Below are 17,898 nucleotides of genomic sequence, written 5' to 3'. Positions count from 1 at the left end.
TGGCAGTTCACCAAGTACGGACTGATCGTGACTGCCGTGACCGTCGCTCTGTCCCTGGTCTACGTGTGGCTGCGCTACTTCGCCCTCGGCTGAGGCCGCACGGCCACGAGGTGCGCGCCTGCCGGTGCGGGTGGGACGGCCCGCACCGGCGGTGCCGTATGCCGTACGTGCGCTACGGCAGCTGCGACTGCACCTGGGAGGAGATCAGCTCCAGGTGGTCCAGGTCGTCCAGGTCGAGGACCTGGAGGTAGATCCGGCGGGCGCCGATCTCGGCGTAGCGGCCGATCTTGTCGACGACCTCGGCCGGGGAGCCGGCCAGGCCGTTGAGCTTCAGCTCGTCGACCTGGCGGCCGATCGCGTCGGCGCGGCGGGCGACCTCGGCGTCGTCCTTGCCGACACAGACGACGAGGGCGTTGGAGTAGACGAGGTCGTCGGCCTTGCGGCCGGCTTCCTCGGCCGCGGCGCGCACCCGGCCGAACTGCCGCTCACTGTCCTCGATCGAGGCGAACGGCATGTTGAACTCGTCGGCGTAGCGGCCGGCGAGCCGCGGGGTGCGGGTGGCGCCGTGACCGCCGATGAGCACCGGCACCTTGGGCTGCGCGGGCTTGGGCAGGGCCGGGGAGTCGGTCAGCTGGTAGTGGGCGCCGTCGTAGCTGAAGGTCTGGCCGGGCTCCGTCGCCCACAGGCCGGTGACGATGGCCAGCTGCTCTTCCAGGCGGGCGAACTTCTCCTTCGGGAACGGGATGCCGTACGCCTTGTGCTCCTCCTCGAACCAGCCTGTGCCCAGGCCGAGTTCGACGCGGCCGCCGGACATCTGGTCGACCTGTGCGACCTGGATGGCGAGCACGCCGGGGAGGCGGAAGGTGCCGGCGGTCATGAGGGTGCCGAGGCGGATGCGCCGGGTCTCGCGGGCGAGGCCGGCGAGGGTGATCCAGGCGTCGGTTGGGCCTGGGAGGCCGTCCACGGAGCCCATGCGGAGGTAATGGTCGGAACGGAAGAAAGCGTCGAAGCCGAGGTCTTCGGTGGCTTTCGCCACGGTGAGCAAGGTGTCGTAGGTGGCCCCCTGCTGGGGCTCGGTGAAGATGCGAAGATCCATGCCTTCCATCCTGCACGCTCGGGCGGCGGGGGGAGGGCGGCGGTACTCCGGCGCGTGGTGGTCCGTCGCGTCCCCCGTGGGGTGAAATCCCGTCAACCCGCGCAGGGGGCCTGACGGCGCCAGTGACCCGTTCCGGCGGTGATCGTTGGCTCGGGCGGAGCCGGACCGCCCGGCGCCCGCACCGGCGGCCGATCGCCGGGGTGTCACCTGCGTCGGCCTCCCCCGGGGGCCAGGGGCCGAGGAGGCCGTCATGTCCGAAGAGACCGTGCCGCAGCAGGCAGCTGCCGCTGGGCGGCCGAAGGGGCTTCTGGAGCAGATGGAGGAGCTGATGGCGGCGCTGAATGCGGATCTCTCGGCGCTGGATGCGGATTTGCAGTCGGCCGGGGGGTCTGGGCGGGAGGAGGGGGACGCCGGTTGAGCGGTGACCGTCGGTTGGGATGGGCCGGGGATGGGTGAGCTTGCCCCCACTGGCGGGGGTGCCTCCCCCGCGCGCGAACGAGCTCGCGCGGGGGCACCCCCAGCGCCCACCCGTGCCGCACTGGGGGAGGCACGGCTGTCCACAGCTATGACGGCCGTGTATGCCCGCGCTTGCGCGCCATCGTCGGCTACCTGTCGTCGCCGGACAGGCTGAGATTTGCCGGCCGGCGCCGGGAAGTGTCCGTCAGCCTGCCTCGCGTTCCGGTAACGCCTCTTCCCGGCCCGCGAGTCTGCGGAGCATCTGCAGGACCCGGTCGCGGGATTCGTCGGCCGCGTCGATGGCTTCCATGCACTGCCAGTACGTGGTCTCGTCGTCGGCGGCCGAGGCTATGCCGACCAGGGCGATGCTCACCTCGCCCAGGAGGCTGCCGAGGCGGATCAAAGCCTGGCGGGCGTCGCCCAGTTCGGTGAGCTGGGCCGCGCGCAGATCGCCGGCGTCCAGTTCCGGTGGATCCAGGACCCCGCAGCCCCGGCCGGCCAGCTCGGTCAACCCCAGTGCCTCGCCACGCAGTTCGGGCGGGCCGAAGACCGCCAGGCGGCTGCCGATCGCCTGGGCCAGGGCCTGTGCCTGCCACACCTCCGCCAGTATCTCCGCGAGGTCCCTGCTCGCGGCCAGGGCACGCCTGCTCGTCACAATGAGCCGCACCGCGTCCATGCGCTGTCCCCGTCTGTCCGACGCGCTCTTCGAACACGTCCGCCCGAACTCCGTTGTCCACTACCCAGAGTGAAGGTCCGCGAGGCGAAAAGCTAGAGGTAAACGGAAATCTGGGGACAACAAATCGGTTTCGGGGAGGAAAATAGTCACTGCCCGTAATAGCGGAGTCTAGGGCTCCGGTGGGAATCTCTGCTCGTTGCGGTCGATCTTCGCGTCCAGCGCGGCCAACAGGTCGATCCCCAGCACCTCGCACAGCTGGAGCAGATACGCGAGCACGTCGGCGACCTCGTCCGTGACGCGGTGCGCGCTGTCGGGGTCCTGCATGATGCGCGCCGACTCATCGGGCGTCAACCACTGGAAGATCTCTACGAGTTCGGAGGCCTCCACACTGAGCGCGGCGACGAGGTTTTTGGGCGTGTGGTACGGCTGCCAGTTGCGCGCGGCGGCGAACTCGGCCAGCCGGCGCTGCAGCTTCGCCAGGTCCAGGGGTTCGCGCTGAGGGTGCTGAGGATCGGTCACGGGTCCAGGTGTACCACTGTGACCCCGGCCGCTTCGGCCGCCCAGGACGCGTCGCTCACCGCGCCGACGAGCCGGATGTGCCCGCGCTCGCACATCCGCGCCGCCAGCCGCAGCAACTCCGCCCGCTGCCGGGGATCCAGGCCCCGGTCGAGGCCGTCGGCGAGGACGGTGAGCGTCTGCATCGCGGCGGGCACCTCGCCGGCCGGGTCGACCTCCAGCACGCCCGGTCCGGTGAGCAGTACGAGGGCGAGGGCGAGGTACCTCAACTCGCCGTAGCCCAGGCGTCCCAGGCCGGTGCGGATCCCGTCGCCGCGGTCGAGCAGCGCGCGGACCGTGCCGTCGGTGCGCGGTTCGGCGACCACGTCCGCGACGTCCCCCGCGCACCCGGCGCGTACCGCGGCGACGAACTGCGCGTGCCGTCTGCCGCATTCGGTGCGGGTGCGGCACAGCACGTCGGCGAGGTTGTCGCAGCCGCGCAGCAGCCGCCCGGAGCCGTTCGGCACGGGGATGCGCATCCGGGCGGGCCGCGGGTCGCAGGCGAAGACGGAGCGCAGGGCGACCACCATCTGCTCGGCGGCGGCCAGCACCCTGCGCTGGCCGGGCGTCTTGCCGGCCACGCGCAGCGGCAGCAGGGCGGTGCCCAGCCGGTCGTCCGGCAGCGGCGCCCGGGTCACCGGCGCGGATCCGGCGGTGTGCCACGCGGCCTGCACGGTGCGCCGCCCGGGGTCGCGCAGGGCGGTCTCCAGGAGCACGAGCCCGTCCGCGGTCAGTCTCTCTCCCACGACGCGCAGTTCGGGCTCGGCCTGTACGGCGACGTCGAGCCGGACCGGACCCTCGGGTCCGTCGGCCGTGCAGCCGATGCGGAAGCCGCGGCGGCGCTGGGCGTCGGGCCGGGCCCGCTCCGGCACGCAGGAGAGCGGGTCCGGGAACACCGTGCCGAGTTCGGCGCCGCCGCCGAGCCGGGCCAGGGCCTCGTACGCCCTGAGCGCGCTGGACTTGCCGCAGCCGCTGGGCCCGGTGAGGAGGGTGAGCGGACCGAGCGGGAGGCCGACCCGCCGGTGGCGGGCGAAGGCCGACAGCCGGAGCTCGGTGACGCGGGGCCGCTCCGCGGACTCGGCACCGTCTCCGGAAGGCCCCGGCAACGACTTCCAGGGCCCGCCGGGCGCGGAGGACAGGGTCATGCCCGGACGGTAGGACCCCACACACACGACGAACCGTTCCGCCCCGGCACTCTTACCACGATCGAGCGACCACGCACGGACCGCAGGTCACGCGGCACTCACTCGCCGACCGGACTCCTCACACCAGAGCGCCCCCAGCCCTCGGCAAAAGGCCACGCGGTCACGGCCCGCCGGGTGGTGCAGCCGGGCGGTCCCGTCATCACAGTCGCGGTGGTCATCGGGGCGGCATGGGAGTGCCGGGCGATGCGTGCCGTCCCGGCCGGCTCGCGCGGCGGCGCGGAGCGCTCGACCGGACGTCCCGGACGCGGAACGTCCGGATGGGTGCGGCCCGGATTCCCGCTGCCCCCGGCGGGACGCCACCGCGCACACCGGGGAACCCGCCATCCCCGGCGCCCCCGTCCCGCGGCGGCCTCACGCCCGAGGGGCCCCGCAGCAGGCCCTCGGACGCCCCCGGCTCACCCCCCAGGGACCCCCGCCTCCTCCACCAACCCGGTCACCTCGGTGCCCGCCGGTGTGAGCAGGAACACGTTCCGGTCGACCCGGCGCATGCTGCTCGACAGGCCGAAGACAACGCCCGCGCTGAAATCCAGGACGCGCTTGGCGACCTCGTTCTCCGCGCCGGTCAGATCGAGCAGCACGGGCACGCCCGCCATCAGCGTCTCGGCGACGTCGCGGGCGTCCGCGAACACGTTCACCCGCAGCACGACGAACCGCCGCCGCGCCTCGGTCTCGGCCTCCGGCATGGACCGGTGGTCGACCGCGGACGGCCAGGCGTCCCGGCCCCGCAGCGGCACGACCTGGGCGAGCCCCTCCCACTGTTCGTCGGTGACATCGTGGCTGTTCACCGGCATGCTCCGTCCTGGCTCGCACTGGCTGTCTGCATCGGGCAATTCTTGCGCACAGTCACCCGTTCGGCCCAACAGCGACACACTGCGCGACCGTAACGGGCCTCACAACGACCCGACGGCGGCTGTGTGACGGGCGTAACCCCTGATGATCAAGCCGTGTGACATCGGCGTAACGGGCAATTCGTACCGTCGACGCCATGACCACGACTCCCGGGACGCAAGCGGAGACGCGGCAGGTCCGCACCGTGTGCTCGTACTGCGGTGTGGGCTGCGGCCTCGTGCTGGACGTCGGCATGGGCCCGGACGGCCGTCGTACGGTCCTGAGGGCGTCCGGCGACAAGGCGCACCCGGCGAACGCGGGACGGCTGTGCACGAAGGGCGCGACGACGGCCGACATGCTCGCCGCGCCCGGTCGGCTGACCGGCGCGCTGGTCCGGGACGACCGGGGAGAGGAGCCGGTGCCCGCACCCGTGGCCGACGCGATCGCGGAGACCGCCGCGCGGCTGCGGAGAATCGTCGACGAGCACGGGCCGGACGCGGTCGCCTTCTATGTCTCCGGGCAGATGAGCCTGGAGGCGCAGTACCTGGCGAACAAGCTGGCCAAGGGGTTCGTGCGGACGAACCAGATCGAGTCGAATTCGCGGCTGTGCATGGCGAGCGCGGGGATGGGTTACAAGCTGTCGCTGGGTGCCGACGGGCCGCCGGGGTCGTACGAGGACTTCGACCAGGCCGATGTCTTCCTCGTCATCGGATCGAACATGGCCGACTGCCATCCGATTCTCTTCCTGCGGATGATGGAGCGGGTCAAGGCGGGCGCCAAGCTGATCGTGGTCGATCCGCGCCGCACCGCCACCGCCGCCAAGGCCGACCTGTTTCTTCAGGTCAGGCCGGGTACCGACCTGGCCCTGCTGAACGGTCTGCTGCATCTGCTGCACGCGGACGGGCGCACCGATCCCGGCTTCGTCGCCGCGCACACCGAGGGCTGGGAGGCGCTGCCCGAGTTCCTCGCCGACTACGCGCCGGCGGCGGTCGCGGAGATCACCGGGCTCGCGGAGGGCGACCTCCGGGCGGCGGCGCGGCTGATCGGCGAGGCGGGGCGGCAGTGGATGAGCTGCTGGACCATGGGCCTCAACCAGTCCACGCACGGCACCTGGAACACGAACGCGCTGGTCAACCTGCATCTCGCGACCGGCGCCATCTGCCGTCCGGGCGCCGGGCCCTTCTCCCTGACCGGTCAGCCCAACGCGATGGGCGGGCGCGAGATGGGGTACATGGGGCCGGGGCTGCCAGGCCAGCGGTCGGTGCTCGTGGACGAGGAGCGGGCGTTCGCAGAGGAGTTGTGGGAGCTGCCGCCGGGGACGCTGCGCGCCGACGGGGTCGGCAAGGGCACCGTCGAGATGTTCCGGAAGATGGCCGACGGCGAGATCAAGGCCTGCTGGATCATCTGCACCAACCCGGTCGCCTCGGTCCCGAACCGCCGTACGGTCATCGAGGGCCTGGAGGCCGCCGAGTTCGTCGTCACCCAGGACGTCTTCACCGACACCGAGACGGGCGCGTACGCCGACGTCGTGCTGCCGGGCGCGATGTGGACCGAGGCGGAGGGCGTCTTCGTCAACAGCGAGCGGGGTCTCACCCTGACGCAGGCCGCGGCCGATCCGCCCGGGGAGGCGCTGGCCGACTGGCGGATCATCGCGGAGGTCGCGTGCGCGATGGGGTACGAGAAGGGATTCTCGTACGACAGCGCCGAGCAGGTCTTCGAGGAGATCCGGCGGGCGTGGAACCCGAAGACCGGGTGGGATCTGCGCGGGGTGACGTACGAGCGGCTGCGGGAGACGCCGGTGCAGTGGCCGGCCGCGCGGGAGGACGGGCCGGAGCGCAATCCCGTCAGGTATGTCGGCGAGGACGGGCTGCGGTTCGCGACGGCGTCCGGGCGTGCCGCCTTCTTCGCCCGGCCACACCTGCCGGCCGGCGAGCTGCCCGACGACGACTATCCGTTCCTGCTCAACACCGGGCGGGTGCAGCACCAGTGGCACACGCTGACGAAGACCGGGAAGGTCGCCAAGCTCAACAAGCTGAACTCCGGGCCGTTCGTGGAGTTGCATCCCGAGGATGCGGTAGCGCTCGGAATCGCGGAGGGCGACTCGGTGGAGGTCGCCTCGCGACGGGGGCGGGCCGTGCTGCCGGCGGTGGTGACGGACCGGGTGCGACCGGGGTGTGTCTTCGCGCCGTTCCACTGGAACGACCTGTTCGGCGAGTATCTGAGCATCAACGCGGTGACGAGCGACGCGGTGGATCCGGTGTCGTTCCAGCCGGAGTTCAAGGTGTGCGCGGTGTCGCTGGCGAGGGTGGCGACACCCGTGTCGGAGGCGCCCGTCGAGCCACTGACCGAGGCGCCGGTCGAGGCGCTGGCACCGACCACCGTCACGCCGGGCGGTGCCGACCCCTTCGGCCTCGAACCCTCCCCTCCCCCGGTCCTGTCCGCGCAGGAGCGCCAGTATCTGACCGGCTTCCTGGCCGGGCTCGGCTCGGGCGCCCCCGGCGTCCCGGTGCTGCCGCCCGACGCACCCTTCTCCCCCGAGCACGCCCTGTGGGTCAACGGCGTCCTCGCCGGGATGTACTCCCGCACCCGGAGCGGGCTCCAACAGCAGCCGCCCGGGCGCGAGATCGTCGTGCTGTGGGCCTCGCAGACCGGGAACGCCGAGGAGTTCGCCGTCGCCACCGCCGAGCGGCTGGGCGCGGCCGGGCACCGGACGAGCCTGGTCGGCATGGACGAGGCCGACGTCGGGGAGCTCGCCCGCACCGCCGATCTGCTCTTCATCACCAGCACGTTCGGGGACGGCGACGCGCCCGACAACGGGACCGGCTTCTGGAACGCGCTCACGGCTGAGCAGGCGCCGCGGCTGGAGGGGGTGCGGTACGCCGTGCTCGCGTTCGGCGACTCCTCCTACGACGACTTCTGCGGGCACGGGCGGCGGCTGGACGCGCGGCTCGACGAGCTGGGTGCGGTGCGGCTGGCGCCGCGTATCGACTGCGAGCCGGACTACGAGCCGTCGGCGGGGGCGTGGCTGGACCAGGTGCTCACTGCGTTGGGCGGCACGAACGGCGCGGTGGCCGGGAACGCGGGTGGCACGGTTGCCGAGAGCTCGGCCGGCACGGCGGTCGTGAAGCCGGTCGGTACGGATGCCGTAAAGCCCAAGGCCCGGCCCCGGCCCGCCCCCACCGCCGCCCGCCTCGTCGGCAACCGCCTGCTGAGCCTGCCCGGCGCGGGCAAGGAGGTGCGGCGGTTCACCTTCGACACGAGCGGTACGGATCTGACGTACGAGGCCGGGGACACGCTGAGCGTGCGCCCGGTCAACTCAGCCGCCCTGGTGGATGAGTGGCTGGCGGTGACCGGGCTCGACGCCGGAGCTTCCGTGGAGATCAACGGTATGGGCGAGGTCCCGTTCGCCGAGGCGCTGCACCGGCACCTCGACATCACGAAGATCACCCCGGACCTGCTCCGCTTCGTCGCCGACCGCACCCGGGACGACCACGAGCTGCGCAGGCTGCTGCGGCCCGACAACAAGGACGGCCTGGCGCAGTGGAGTTGGGGGCGGCAGGCGGTGGACGTGGCCGCCGAGTACGGGGTGCGGGCGAGCGCCGGGGAGTGGGCCGCGGTGTTCCGCAGGCTCCAGCCGCGGCTGTACTCCATCTCGTCCAGCCCGCTCGTCGACCCGCACCAGGTGTCGCTGACGGTCTCCGTGGTGCGGTACGAGAACCTGCACGGCCGGCCACGCGGCGGCGTCTGCTCGCCGTTCCTGGCCGACGCCGCGCCGGGCACCGAGGTGCCGGTGTCCGTGCAGCGCTCGCCGCACTTCCGGCCCCCGGCCGACGTCTCGGCCCCGATGGTCATGGTCGGCCCCGGCACCGGGGTCGCGCCCTTCATCGGTTTCCTCCAGGAGCGCCGGGCGCTCGGCCACCGGGGCCCCAACTGGCTGTTCTTCGGCGAGCAGCACCGCGCGAGCGACTTCTACTACGAGGAGGAGCTGACCGGGCTGCTGGCCGAGGGCGTCCTCACCCGGCTGGACACCGCCTTCTCCCGGGACAAGCGCAACAAGGTGTACGTGCAGGACCGGATGCGCGAGCACGGGCCCGAGCTGTGGCACTGGCTCCAGGACGGCGCCCGCTTCTACGTGTGCGGCGACGCCTCGCGCATGGCGAAGGACGTCGACCGGGCGCTGCGCGACATCGCGGTCGCGCACGGCGGTCTCGGCGAGGCGGAGGCCGCCGCGCACGTGAAGCAACTGGCGGCGGACAAGCGGTACGTGCGGGACGTGTACTGAGCCCGCCGGGACGGGAGTTGCCCCCCGGGTTTCCCGGGCTCACCCACGGCCCGGATGCCCTTACCCCTCTCATACCGGACTCTTCACCTCCGTCCGGGCGCGGCTCACCGTCGGCCCATAAGGTCCCATTTCGTGCAGACGGCAGAGAACACGCTGGTGGTCCCCGTCCGGCGGACGCGGCTCGTGGTGTCCGCCGCCCCGGAACCGCCCCCCGCTCAGTGGCACCGCGTCCTGACCCTCCTCGCCGACATCAGCCTGTTCATCGGCACGCGCGACGTGTGGGCGAAGGCGGCGACCCACCGGCTGCCGGTGGCCGCGGTGATCTCGGTGTGCTACGCCTCGATCCTCGTCTGCGGCGTGCTGGCCCTGGTGGTCCGCCGGACGCGCAGCCTGGCGCGGGTGGACCTGTGCGTGCTGCTGACCGGGGTCACGCTCGCCGTGTGCGCGTGGATGACGCTGCACACCGGCTCCGACGAGGCGCTGCTGACCACGCAGGCCGCCAAGGAGCTGGTCGCGGGCCACCCGGTCTACGGGCAGCCGTGGCCCTGGCTGTTCGGGCACAGCGTGGCGCTCACCCCGACGGTGTCCGGCGGCTACGACCTCACGTACGGCTACCCGCCGCTGGAGCCGCTGCTGACCGCGCCGCTGCTGTGGCTGGGCCACGGCGCCGCCCCGGCGACGGCGGTGAGCACGGGCGCTCTGGTGACCGGCGCGGTGGTGCTGTGGCGGATGCTGCCCGTGCCGTGGCGGCCGGCGGCGACCATGGTGTGCCTCGGCTTCGCCATGCTGCCCACGTACGGCCGGCTCGGCTATCCGGCGATCCTGGCCATGGCGCTACTGATCCCGGTGGTGGTGCGCTGGCCGCAGATCGGGGCGGGCGGTCGGCTCGGGGCGGCCGGTATGACGCGGGCGGCGCTGCTGGGCGCGGCGTGCGCGGCGCAGCAGCTGCCGTGGTTCCTGGCGCCGTTCCTGCTGGCCGGGATCTACGCCGTGCGCCGCGGGGAGCTGGGCGGGCGGGCGGCGGGGCTGGTGGTGCTGCGGATCACCGGGGTGGCCGCGACCGTATGGCTGCTGATCAACACGTACTTCATCGTGAGCGAGCCGCGCGCCTGGCTGTCGGGCATCGCGCTGCCGCTGACGCAGGGTGCCGTGCTGCACGGCCAGGGCGTGCTGGGCATCTCGCTGTACTACACGAACGGCAGCGACCGGCTGGACTGGTACTCGCACGCGAGCATGCTGCTGGCGGCGGGGCTGCTCGCCCTGTTCGTGCTGTTCGTCCGGCGGCTCGGCCCGGCCGCCACCGTCCTGCCGTGGTGCGCCTTCTACCTGGCGACGCGCTCGCAGGACGGCTACTACCTGATGATGACGCCGCTGTGGCTGGCTGCGGCCGTCACCGCGTCGCAGACGGAGTTCGTCCGGGCGTGGCAGCCCCGGCCGCGGCTGCTGTCCGGGCCTTCGCCACTCTCGGCCTCGCTAGTGCCCCGGCAGGCAACGTTCGCCCCGTCGCGACGCCCGGCACGCCCTCTCGCCGCACCGGCCGAAAGCCCAAGTACATCCAGTACGAGGACTTCCGGCCGGCACGCCGAGAGCACGCACCGGACGCCGCTCCTTCACGGGCAAACGTTGCCAGCCGGGGCACTAGAGCGGGAGGACCCCCGTCGCCGGCCGGCCCGGATCGCGGTGGCGGTGCTACTGCTCGCCCCGGCCCTGGCGAGCGCGGCCGTGGCGGCGACGGGTACGCCGCCGCTGCGGATGCGGGTCGCCGCGGTCCGGCACGCCACGCCGGTCACGGTCTCCCGGCTCACCCTGACGGTCTCCAACACCGGCGACACGCCCCTCGCGCCCCACTTCACCCTGACCATGGGCCAGGGCATGGACCCGTACTGGACGATTGTGCGGGGCCCGGCCACCCTCCCCGCCCATGCCACGGCCCGCTATGAACTGCGCCCGCCGGGCGGCCGGTTCACCATTCCGCGGCCGAGCGTGCGGATCCGGTTGCGGGCGTTCACCGGGTCGCCGCAGACGCTGTCGAGCACGGACATCAAACAGTACGTACGCCGGACGGGGTGACGTCGGGTCAGGCCGTCGCCCGGGTGACGCGGAGGGTGGCGGTGACCGTGGTCAGGCCGCGCATCATGCCGAGCTGGTTCCAGCCCATGCCGAACTTCTCCTGGTCCACGGTGAACTCGGCATCCAACGTGAGCCCTTGGGCGTCCGCTCCCTTCAGCCGGGTGACCACGTCGATCGGCCTGCTGATGCCGCGGACGGTGAGCTGGCCGGCGACGTGCACCGCGTCGCCGTCGCGCAGTTCGGCGCCGCGCACAGCGAAGGTGATCTCCGGGTGGTGCTCGGCGTCGAAGAAGTCGGCGCCCCGCAGATGCGTCATGAGCGCGCCCGAAGAACACCTTGACGAGCACCCGGACGACCTGCCCGCATGCCCCTCGGCACAGGGTGAGAGCCTGCTGCCCGCCGAGCTGCGCGCCTGGATGCTCCTGCTGGCCGCGACGGGGGGCGGTGGAGCAGCGGCTGCGCTCGGTCGTGAAGGAGAAGCTCGACGTCTCGCACGACGAGTTCCTGGTCCTGTGCCTGCTCGCCGAGCAGGGCGAGGAGGGGCTGCGCATGACGCGGATCGCCGAGCTGCTGGGCCGTCCCAAGACCCGCCTCACCTACCAGATCGCCTGCCTCCAGCACGCCGGTCTCGTCACCCGCCGGTCCGTGTGCGGCGACCGGCGCGGCGTCCAGGTCGCCCTCACCGACAAGGCCCGCGACCTGCTGCGGGAGGCTTCCGGCAACCTTGCCGGCACGGTCAAGGACGCCCTGGCATGCGTCGTCGGCCCCGCCCAGCACGACGCGCTGTGCGCGCTGATGCCGGACCTGGCCGACGCGCCCCACCCCGCCGGCGCGCCGCACGCCGAGCACCCCGACGACGAGCACCTCGCGGAGGCGTCCCGGCCGGAGTAGGGCGGCGCGGCCCGAGCCGTGCGGTTGCCGGTCCGCGGCCGGGGTACCCGGCGGCTGCCGTGCGCAGGCGAAGGAGGGTTCCATGAGCGCGTCGGACCTGCCGGATCCCGTACTGGGCCACCCGGACGGTGGTCCCCCGGTCGACACCGCGGCCCTCGCCAGGGCTCTGCGCGCACGGGTGGACGGCGAGGTCCGGTTCGACGCCGGGAGCCGCGCCGCCTACTCGACCGACGCCTCGAACTTCCGGCAGACCCCGATCGGCGTGGTCCTCCCGCACACCCCCGAAGCGGCCGCCGAGGCGGTGGCCGTCGCCCGGGAGCACGACGCACCGCTGCTCAGCCGGGGCGGCGGCACCAGCCTGGCCGGGCAGTGCACCAACACCGGCGTGGTCATCGACTGGTCGAAGTACTGCACCGGCCTGGAGTCCGTGGACGCGGACGGCCGCAGGTGCGTCGTACAGACCGGCATCGTCCTCGACGACCTCAACCGGCGCCTGGCGCCCACCGGGCTGCGCTTCGGCCCGGAGCCCGCCACCCACGCCAACTGCACGATCGGCGGCATGATCGGCAACAACTCCTGCGGCGCGACCGCGCAGGCGCACGGCAAGGTCGTCGACAACATCGCCCGCCTGGAGGTGCTGCTCTACGACGGCACCCGCTTCTGGTGCGGGCCGACGAGCGACGAGGAGTACGCCGGGATCGAGCGGCACGGCGACCTGCGCGCGGCCGTGTACCGGCAGATGCGCGCCCTGCGCGACACCTACGCCGAGGAGATCCGCCGCCGCTTCCCGGACATCCCGCGCCGGGTCTCCGGCTACAACCTCGACTCGCTGCTGCCGGAGCACGGCTTCGACGTCGCCGGCCTGCTGGTCGGCAGCGAGTCCACGCTCGTCACCGTGCTGCGCGCGGAGCTGAAGCTGGTGCCGGTGGTGAAGGAACGCTCGCTGGTGGTGCTCGGGTTCCCGGACATCGACCGGGCCGCGGACGCCGTACCGGACGTCCTGTCGCACGCGCCGATCGCCCTGGAGGGCGTCGACTCCAAGCTGATCCGCGACGAGCAGCTCAAGCAGCTCAACCCCCGGGCCATCTCCGAACTCCCCGAAGGCCGCGCCTTCCTGATGGTGCAGTTCGGCGGCGCCACACCCGACGAGGCGGACGAGCGGGCGCACCGCATGCTGTCCGCGCTGGACGTGAGCGAGCACCACCCGCAGGTCGGGTTCGTCGACGCCCCAGCCCGCGAGGAGGAGCTGTGGCAGGTCCGGGAGGCCGGCCTCGGCGCCACCGCGCACGTCCCGCACCGGCCCGACACCTTCGAGGGCTGGGAGGACTCGGCCGTCGCGCCGGAGAAGCTCGGCGGCTATCTGCGCCGGCTGCGGGCGCTTTTCGACGAGTTCGGCTACCTCAGCGACACCGGGCCCAGCCTGTACGGGCACTTCGGGCAGGGCTGCGTGCACACCCGGATCCCCTTCGACCTGTACAGCGCGGACGGGGTGGCGCGGTACCGGCGGTTCCTGGAGCGGGCGACCGATCTGACCGTGGAGTTCGGCGGCTCCCTCTCCGGTGAGCACGGGGACGGGCAGACCCGCGGTGAGCTGCTGCCGCGGATGTTCGGCGAACGGCTGACGGAGGCGTTCGGGCGGCTCAAGGCCGTGTTCGACCCGCGGGACCGGATGAACCCCGGGAAGGTCGTGGCGCCGTACCGGCTCGACGAGCACCTGCGCCTCGGCGGCGACTGGGCGCCGTACGACCCCCGGGACGTCCACTTCCGCTTCCCGCACGACGGCGGCTCGTTCGCGAAGGCCGCCAACCGGTGCGTGGGCGTGGGCAAGTGCCGGCAGCTCACCACCGAGGGCGGGGCGGTGATGTGCCCCTCGTACCAGGTCACCCTGGAGGAGGAGCACTCCACGCGCGGACGGGCCCGGCTGCTGTTCGAGATGCTCGACGGGCACGGCGACAGTGCGATCCGGGACGGCTGGCGCTCGCAGGCGGTGCGGGACGCCCTCGACCTGTGCCTGGCCTGCAAGGGGTGCAGGAAGGACTGCCCGGCAGACGTCGACATGGCCACGTACAAGGCGGAGTTCCTGTCCCACCACTACGCGGGCCGGCCCTGGCGCAGGCCCCGCTCCGACTGGTCGATGGGCTGGCTGCCCGCGCTGGCGCAGGCGGTCGGCCGGACGCGGCTGGGCCCGGCCGTCAACGCGCTCACGCACACGCCCGGCCTCGCCAGGGCTGCGGTGGCGGTGGCGGGGGTCGCGGACCGGGAGGTGCCGCTGTTCGCGGCCGAGCCGTTGCACCGGTGGTTCGCGCGGCACGAGCCGTACGGCGACGGGGCGCACGGCACGGTCGTACTGTGGCCGGACACCTTCACCAGCTTCTTCCACCCGCACATCGGGCAGGCGGCCGTGGCGCTGCTGGAGCACGCGGGCTGGCGGGTCGAGCTGCCGGACGAGCCGCTGTGCTGCGGGCTGACCTGGATCTCCACCGGGCAGCTCGGCCTCGCCGAACGGATCCTCACCCGCACGGTGCGCCGCCTCGCGGACCACCTCCGCTCCGGCGGCCTGGTGGTCGGCCTCGAACCGAGCTGTACGGCCGTGTTCCGGGCGGACGCGACAGAGCTGTTCCCCGGCGACCGGGAGGTGCACCGGCTGAGCAGCCAGACCGTGACGCTGGCGGAGCTGCTCGCCGAGCGCTCCCCCGGCTACGAGCCGCCGCGGGTGCCGGAGCGGTCGGCGCGGGCGCTGGCGCAGGTGCACTGCCACCAGCACGCGGTGCTCGGCTGGGACGCCGACCGGGAGCTGCTGCGCCGCGCCGGGGTCGACGCCGAGCGACTGGACTCCGGTTGCTGCGGGCTGGCCGGGAACTTCGGCTTCGAGCGCGGGCATCTGGACGTCAGCCGGGCGTGCGCGGAGCGCGTGCTGCTGCCGCGGCTGCGGGCGGAGGACCCGGCGACCGTGGTGCTCGCCGACGGCTTCAGCTGCCGTACCCAGATCCACGAGCTGGACAGCGGCGGCCACGAGGCCGTGCATTTGGCGGAGCTGCTCGCCTCGGCGCTCCCCGGCGCGCCGGGCAGTGCCTACGGCGTGGCACCGGGCGCCCGGCCCGCGCCTCCGGGAGGGCGGGCCCGGGCCTTCGCGCTGAGCGGCGCGGGTCTCGCGGCCGCGGGGACGGCTGCCGGGGTGGCGCGCGGGCTGCGCCACTGACTCCCGTCGCGGATCCTGACTCAGGGGGCCAGGGCAGGAGGGCGAGCGATGGGCATCGACGTGGCGGTGGAGCGGGTGCTGCCGTTCCCGCCCGAGCGGGTGGCCGGGTACGCCATGGACTGGCGGCACGACGCCGAGTGGACGCAGGGCATCCGTACGGCGGCGCTGACCCGGGAGGCGGAGGGCGGCGGCTTCGGGGCCGGCGCCGAGGTCACGCGTACGGCGTACTTCCTGGGGCGGCGCATCGACTACGTGCTGCGGGTGGCCGCGTACGAGCCGCCGCGCCTGCTCGACATGGTGTCCGTGGCGGGCCCCCTGCCCATGCACGTCACCTACGTCTTCGAGCCCCACGCGCGCGGGACGCTGGCCCGCATCCGCGTCCGGGGCGGCGAGGGCGGCTTCTACCGGCTGGCGGCGCCGCTACTGGCGCGCCAGGTCCGGTCGTCGCTGACCAAGGACCTGCGGGACCTGGAACGCAGGCTCACCGAGCGGGCCGGATGAACGCGCGGGGGCTCGGGGGACGGGGGCCGGATGCGGAGTCTCACTCAGGAGGCGGGGGCTCAGGATGCGGAGCTTCAGGACGCGAAGCCGGGGACGCGGAGTCCAGGACTCGGGAGCCCAGGACGCGGGACCCGGGACCCCGAAGCCCAAGAGGCGGAGACTCAGAACGCGGGACCCGGGACCCCGAAGCCCAGGACGCGGAGACTCAGAACGCGGGACCCGGGGGCTCAGGACCCGGCGGCCAGCAGGCGTTCCAGCAGGTGCGAGGCGGTGATCACGCCGAGCAGGCGGCCCGGGGACCTGCCCCTGTCCGCCTCCTCCACGACCGCCACAAGCGGGCTGCGGACCCGGGCCATCAGGGCCGCGACCTCCAGGGCCGTGTCGTCCGGCGCGGCGATCGCCGGGGACGGCGCGGTGTCCGAGAGACAGTCCCGCACCCTGCGGCCCCGCAGCGCCTCGCACAGCCGGTCGGCATGGCGCTCGTCCACCACCGCGGCGAGGGCCGGGTCCTCGATCACGTACTCGGGCACCAGGATCCTGATCATCTGGGAGGCCGGCAGGATCGCCGCGGGCGCCCCGTGCTCGTCCAGCACCAGCAGGGCCGGCAGCCGGTGCCCGGCCATCAGCCGCGCCGCGTCGATCGCGTCGCTGTCGAGAGCGACCGTCTCGTACTCCACCGCCAGATCAAGCGCGCGCACCCTCGACTCCCGTCTCGCTGCTGCCCTACCGGCGGGCACGATACCCCCGTCAGGGCGATACCCGGCTGCTCGTCCGCGAGCACGGCGCCGTGCTCGGCTCCGTCCACGCCCGCGACGCGCTGGTCGCCCGCGCGCACGGCCGCACGGCGAGCGCGCGCGACCTGGCCCGGCCGGTGCCGGAGCTGAGCGCGGACGCCACGGTCGCCGACGCGATCGACCTGCTGCGCCGGCGCCGCGCCACACTCGCCGTGGTCCGCGACGCGGGCGGCCGGCTCACCGGCATGGTCACCCTGGACGACCTGCTGTCCCGCCTGCCCCAGCGCCGCGCGGCCTGACGCGCCGCCGCCCGGTCGGCCGGTGCATGCCGGACTTACCCGTACGGGTGATGTCGGATGGCCTGATCGGGTTCCTTCCGCGGGCGCGCCCCGGTCTCCACGGGGCGCGCCCGCCGCGTCATCCGCGCAGGCAGGGGCGGCCGTGTGGAGGCGGCCGGAGGTACCGGGCCTTCTCGCCGACCACGGTCGCACCCCGTACGACGGTCAGCGGCGCGAACTAGCATCTGCGGCGCGCTGGTTCACGCATCCCCGCACGGCCGCCTCTGCACGGCCGTGACCTGCGGTGATACGCGCGGCGATCAGCGCGTGGACCATGCCGGGAGCACGGAGGGGAACGCGGGCGCAGTGAGCGGATTACGGAGCGGGCGCGAGCAGCAGCCGGGAGCGGCCCTCGCGATCCTGCTCGGACGTTGGTGGGCGGCCCGGGACGGGCAGGGCATGCAGACCCGGGAGTCGCTGGCGACAAGGGTGGGGGTCGACCTGGCGACACTGTCCCGGTACCTGGATCCCCGTCACGGTTCCCCCGCACCGCTGCACGTGATCGAACTGCTGCACGCCCACCTGCGGGCACCGGCCGACGACCTGGACCGGGCCCGCGCCCTGCACGCGGCGGCGGTCGCCGAGGCGGTGAGGTGGCAGGGCATGGGGGAGGAACGGAGGCCGGCTGCGGAGCAGGAGCCGACCGCAGAGCGAGGGCCGGTTACGGAGCAGGAGCCGACCCGCACGGGCCCCGCCTCGGGCTCCGCAGCCGTCGTACCGGAACCAGCGCCCCCACCCGCGCCGGCACGGGCACCGGAACCGGAACCGGTTCCGCGGGGTGTGCGGCTCGGTCGGGTCGTCGTATGGGCCGCCCTCGTGGGCGTCGGGGCGCTGGCGCTCGGGCTGGGTGTGTGGTGGGCGGGGGCGGCGTCCTCCCTGAGTACCGTGCCTGCGCCCTGACCCGCCGGGTGCTGCGGGGAACGTTCCGCCGTGCGGCGGCGAAGGAACGCCCGCGGCGGGCGGGCGATGGGGCCGCGCCTGGCGGCGCAACGCAGCCGCCGTCGGCGGGCCGTTGTCAGTGGGCCGCGTTAGTCTGCGCGCATCTGGACGATTGCCCGATTCCGGGA

Annotated in this window: 12 protein-coding genes and 3 pseudogenes; 8 read left to right on the top strand and 7 right to left on the bottom strand. The window is 73.4% G+C overall.

From position 1 onward, the window contains the following. Positions 1-172 precede the first annotated feature (172 nt). A complete protein-coding gene (locus H8R17_RS36380) occupies positions 173-1,096 on the bottom strand; it encodes an LLM class F420-dependent oxidoreductase (RefSeq protein WP_187827477.1) in 924 nt (307 codons plus the stop codon). A 250-nt stretch (positions 1,097-1,346) separates the two neighbouring features. On the opposite strand from H8R17_RS36380, the gene H8R17_RS36375 reads away from it, so the two are divergent. Further along, positions 1,347-1,514, top strand: a complete 168-nt coding sequence (locus H8R17_RS36375; protein ID WP_187827476.1) for a hypothetical protein — start codon at positions 1,347-1,349, stop codon at positions 1,512-1,514. 243 nt (positions 1,515-1,757) lie between these two features. On the opposite strand, the gene H8R17_RS36370 is transcribed toward H8R17_RS36375, so the two are convergent. From H8R17_RS36370 to H8R17_RS36355, 4 genes are all read right to left on the bottom strand, one after another. Further along, entirely contained in the window at positions 1,758-2,228 is a 471-nt protein-coding gene (locus H8R17_RS36370) for a DUF6099 family protein (RefSeq protein WP_187827475.1), read from the bottom strand. A gap of 168 nt (positions 2,229-2,396) precedes the next feature. Continuing rightward, positions 2,397-2,747 carry a nucleotide pyrophosphohydrolase gene (locus H8R17_RS36365; RefSeq protein ID WP_187827474.1) on the bottom strand — a complete coding sequence of 117 codons (351 nt, stop codon included), beginning with the start codon at positions 2,745-2,747 and terminating at the stop codon, positions 2,397-2,399. Further along, on the bottom strand, positions 2,744-3,928 hold the full coding sequence (locus H8R17_RS36360) for an ATP-binding protein (RefSeq protein WP_262505786.1): 1,185 nt from the start codon (positions 3,926-3,928) through the stop codon (positions 2,744-2,746). The genes H8R17_RS36365 and H8R17_RS36360 overlap by 4 nt, the downstream gene beginning before the upstream one ends. A 455-nt stretch (positions 3,929-4,383) precedes the next feature. Continuing rightward, complete coding sequence (locus H8R17_RS36355; RefSeq protein WP_187827473.1) at positions 4,384-4,779, bottom strand: cell division protein SepF; 396 nt, start codon at positions 4,777-4,779, stop codon at positions 4,384-4,386. Positions 4,780-4,973: 194 nt separating this feature from the next. On the opposite strand from H8R17_RS36355, the gene H8R17_RS36350 reads away from it, so the two are divergent. Both H8R17_RS36350 and H8R17_RS36345 read left to right on the top strand, forming a co-directional pair. After that, on the top strand, positions 4,974-9,098 hold the full coding sequence (locus H8R17_RS36350; protein WP_187827472.1) for a bifunctional nitrate reductase/sulfite reductase flavoprotein subunit alpha: 4,125 nt from the start codon (positions 4,974-4,976) through the stop codon (positions 9,096-9,098). A 186-nt stretch (positions 9,099-9,284) separates the two neighbouring features. Next, complete coding sequence (locus H8R17_RS36345) at positions 9,285-11,168, top strand: hypothetical protein (protein WP_187827482.1); 1,884 nt, start codon at positions 9,285-9,287, stop codon at positions 11,166-11,168. A 7-nt stretch (positions 11,169-11,175) separates the two neighbouring features. Here H8R17_RS36345 and H8R17_RS36340 read toward each other — a convergent pair. Beyond that, positions 11,176-11,478 (bottom strand): annotated as a pseudogene (locus H8R17_RS36340) (YceI family protein); the annotation flags it as partial. Between the two features lie 4 nt (positions 11,479-11,482). Between H8R17_RS36340 and H8R17_RS36335 the strand changes: the two are divergent. The 3 genes and pseudogenes from H8R17_RS36335 to H8R17_RS36325 all read left to right on the top strand — a co-directional run bounded on the left by H8R17_RS36335 (position 11,483) and on the right by H8R17_RS36325 (position 15,759). Continuing rightward, positions 11,483-12,059, top strand: a pseudogene (locus H8R17_RS36335) (MarR family winged helix-turn-helix transcriptional regulator). An 82-nt stretch (positions 12,060-12,141) separates the two neighbouring features. Beyond that, positions 12,142-15,258, top strand: coding sequence for an FAD-binding and (Fe-S)-binding domain-containing protein (locus H8R17_RS36330; protein WP_187827470.1), 3,117 nt, complete (start codon positions 12,142-12,144; stop codon positions 15,256-15,258). Positions 15,259-15,306: 48 nt separating this feature from the next. Further along, on the top strand, positions 15,307-15,759 hold the full coding sequence (locus tag H8R17_RS36325) for an SRPBCC family protein (protein ID WP_187827469.1): 453 nt from the start codon (positions 15,307-15,309) through the stop codon (positions 15,757-15,759). 227 nt (positions 15,760-15,986) lie between these two features. Here the strand turns inward: H8R17_RS36325 and H8R17_RS36320 are convergent, their stop codons facing one another. Further along, positions 15,987-16,457: a CBS domain-containing protein gene (locus tag H8R17_RS36320; RefSeq protein ID WP_187827468.1), complete on the bottom strand. Its 471-nt coding sequence runs from the start codon at positions 16,455-16,457 to the stop codon at positions 15,987-15,989. A 59-nt stretch (positions 16,458-16,516) separates the two neighbouring features. Between H8R17_RS36320 and H8R17_RS36315 the strand changes: the two are divergent. Together H8R17_RS36315 and H8R17_RS36310 are read left to right on the top strand one after the other, a co-directional pair. Continuing rightward, positions 16,517-16,792 (top strand): annotated as a pseudogene (locus H8R17_RS36315) (CBS domain-containing protein); the annotation flags it as partial. Positions 16,793-17,137: 345 nt separating this feature from the next. Continuing rightward, complete coding sequence (locus tag H8R17_RS36310; RefSeq protein ID WP_187827467.1) at positions 17,138-17,731, top strand: hypothetical protein; 594 nt, start codon at positions 17,138-17,140, stop codon at positions 17,729-17,731. The last annotated feature ends 167 nt before the right edge of the window (positions 17,732-17,898 follow it).

The sequence above is a fragment of the Streptomyces sp. TRM68367 genome (genome assembly GCF_014495685.1).
Taxonomy (GTDB): Bacteria; Actinomycetota; Actinomycetes; order Streptomycetales; family Streptomycetaceae; genus Streptomyces.
Note: the sequence above shows the minus strand (reverse complement) of the source record. Positions and strands in the feature narration are given on the sequence as shown.

Bases quoted from the DNA above. Each gene is read 5' to 3' on its own strand.
- H8R17_RS36380 (WP_187827477.1), bottom strand. From the start codon at position 1,096: ATGGATCTTCGCATCTTCACCGAGCCCCAGCAGGGGGCCACCTACGAC.
- H8R17_RS36375 (WP_187827476.1), top strand. From the start codon at position 1,347: ATGTCCGAAGAGACCGTGCCGCAGCAGGCAGCTGCCGCTGGGCGGCCG.
- H8R17_RS36370 (WP_187827475.1), bottom strand. From the start codon at position 2,228: ATGGACGCGGTGCGGCTCATTGTGACGAGCAGGCGTGCCCTGGCCGCG.
- H8R17_RS36360 (WP_262505786.1), bottom strand. From the start codon at position 3,928: ATGACCCTGTCCTCCGCGCCCGGCGGGCCCTGGAAGTCGTTGCCGGGG.
- H8R17_RS36355 (WP_187827473.1), bottom strand. From the start codon at position 4,779: ATGCCGGTGAACAGCCACGATGTCACCGACGAACAGTGGGAGGGGCTC.
- H8R17_RS36350 (WP_187827472.1), top strand. From the start codon at position 4,974: ATGACCACGACTCCCGGGACGCAAGCGGAGACGCGGCAGGTCCGCACC.
- H8R17_RS36330 (WP_187827470.1), top strand. From the start codon at position 12,142: ATGAGCGCGTCGGACCTGCCGGATCCCGTACTGGGCCACCCGGACGGT.
- H8R17_RS36325 (WP_187827469.1), top strand. From the start codon at position 15,307: ATGGGCATCGACGTGGCGGTGGAGCGGGTGCTGCCGTTCCCGCCCGAG.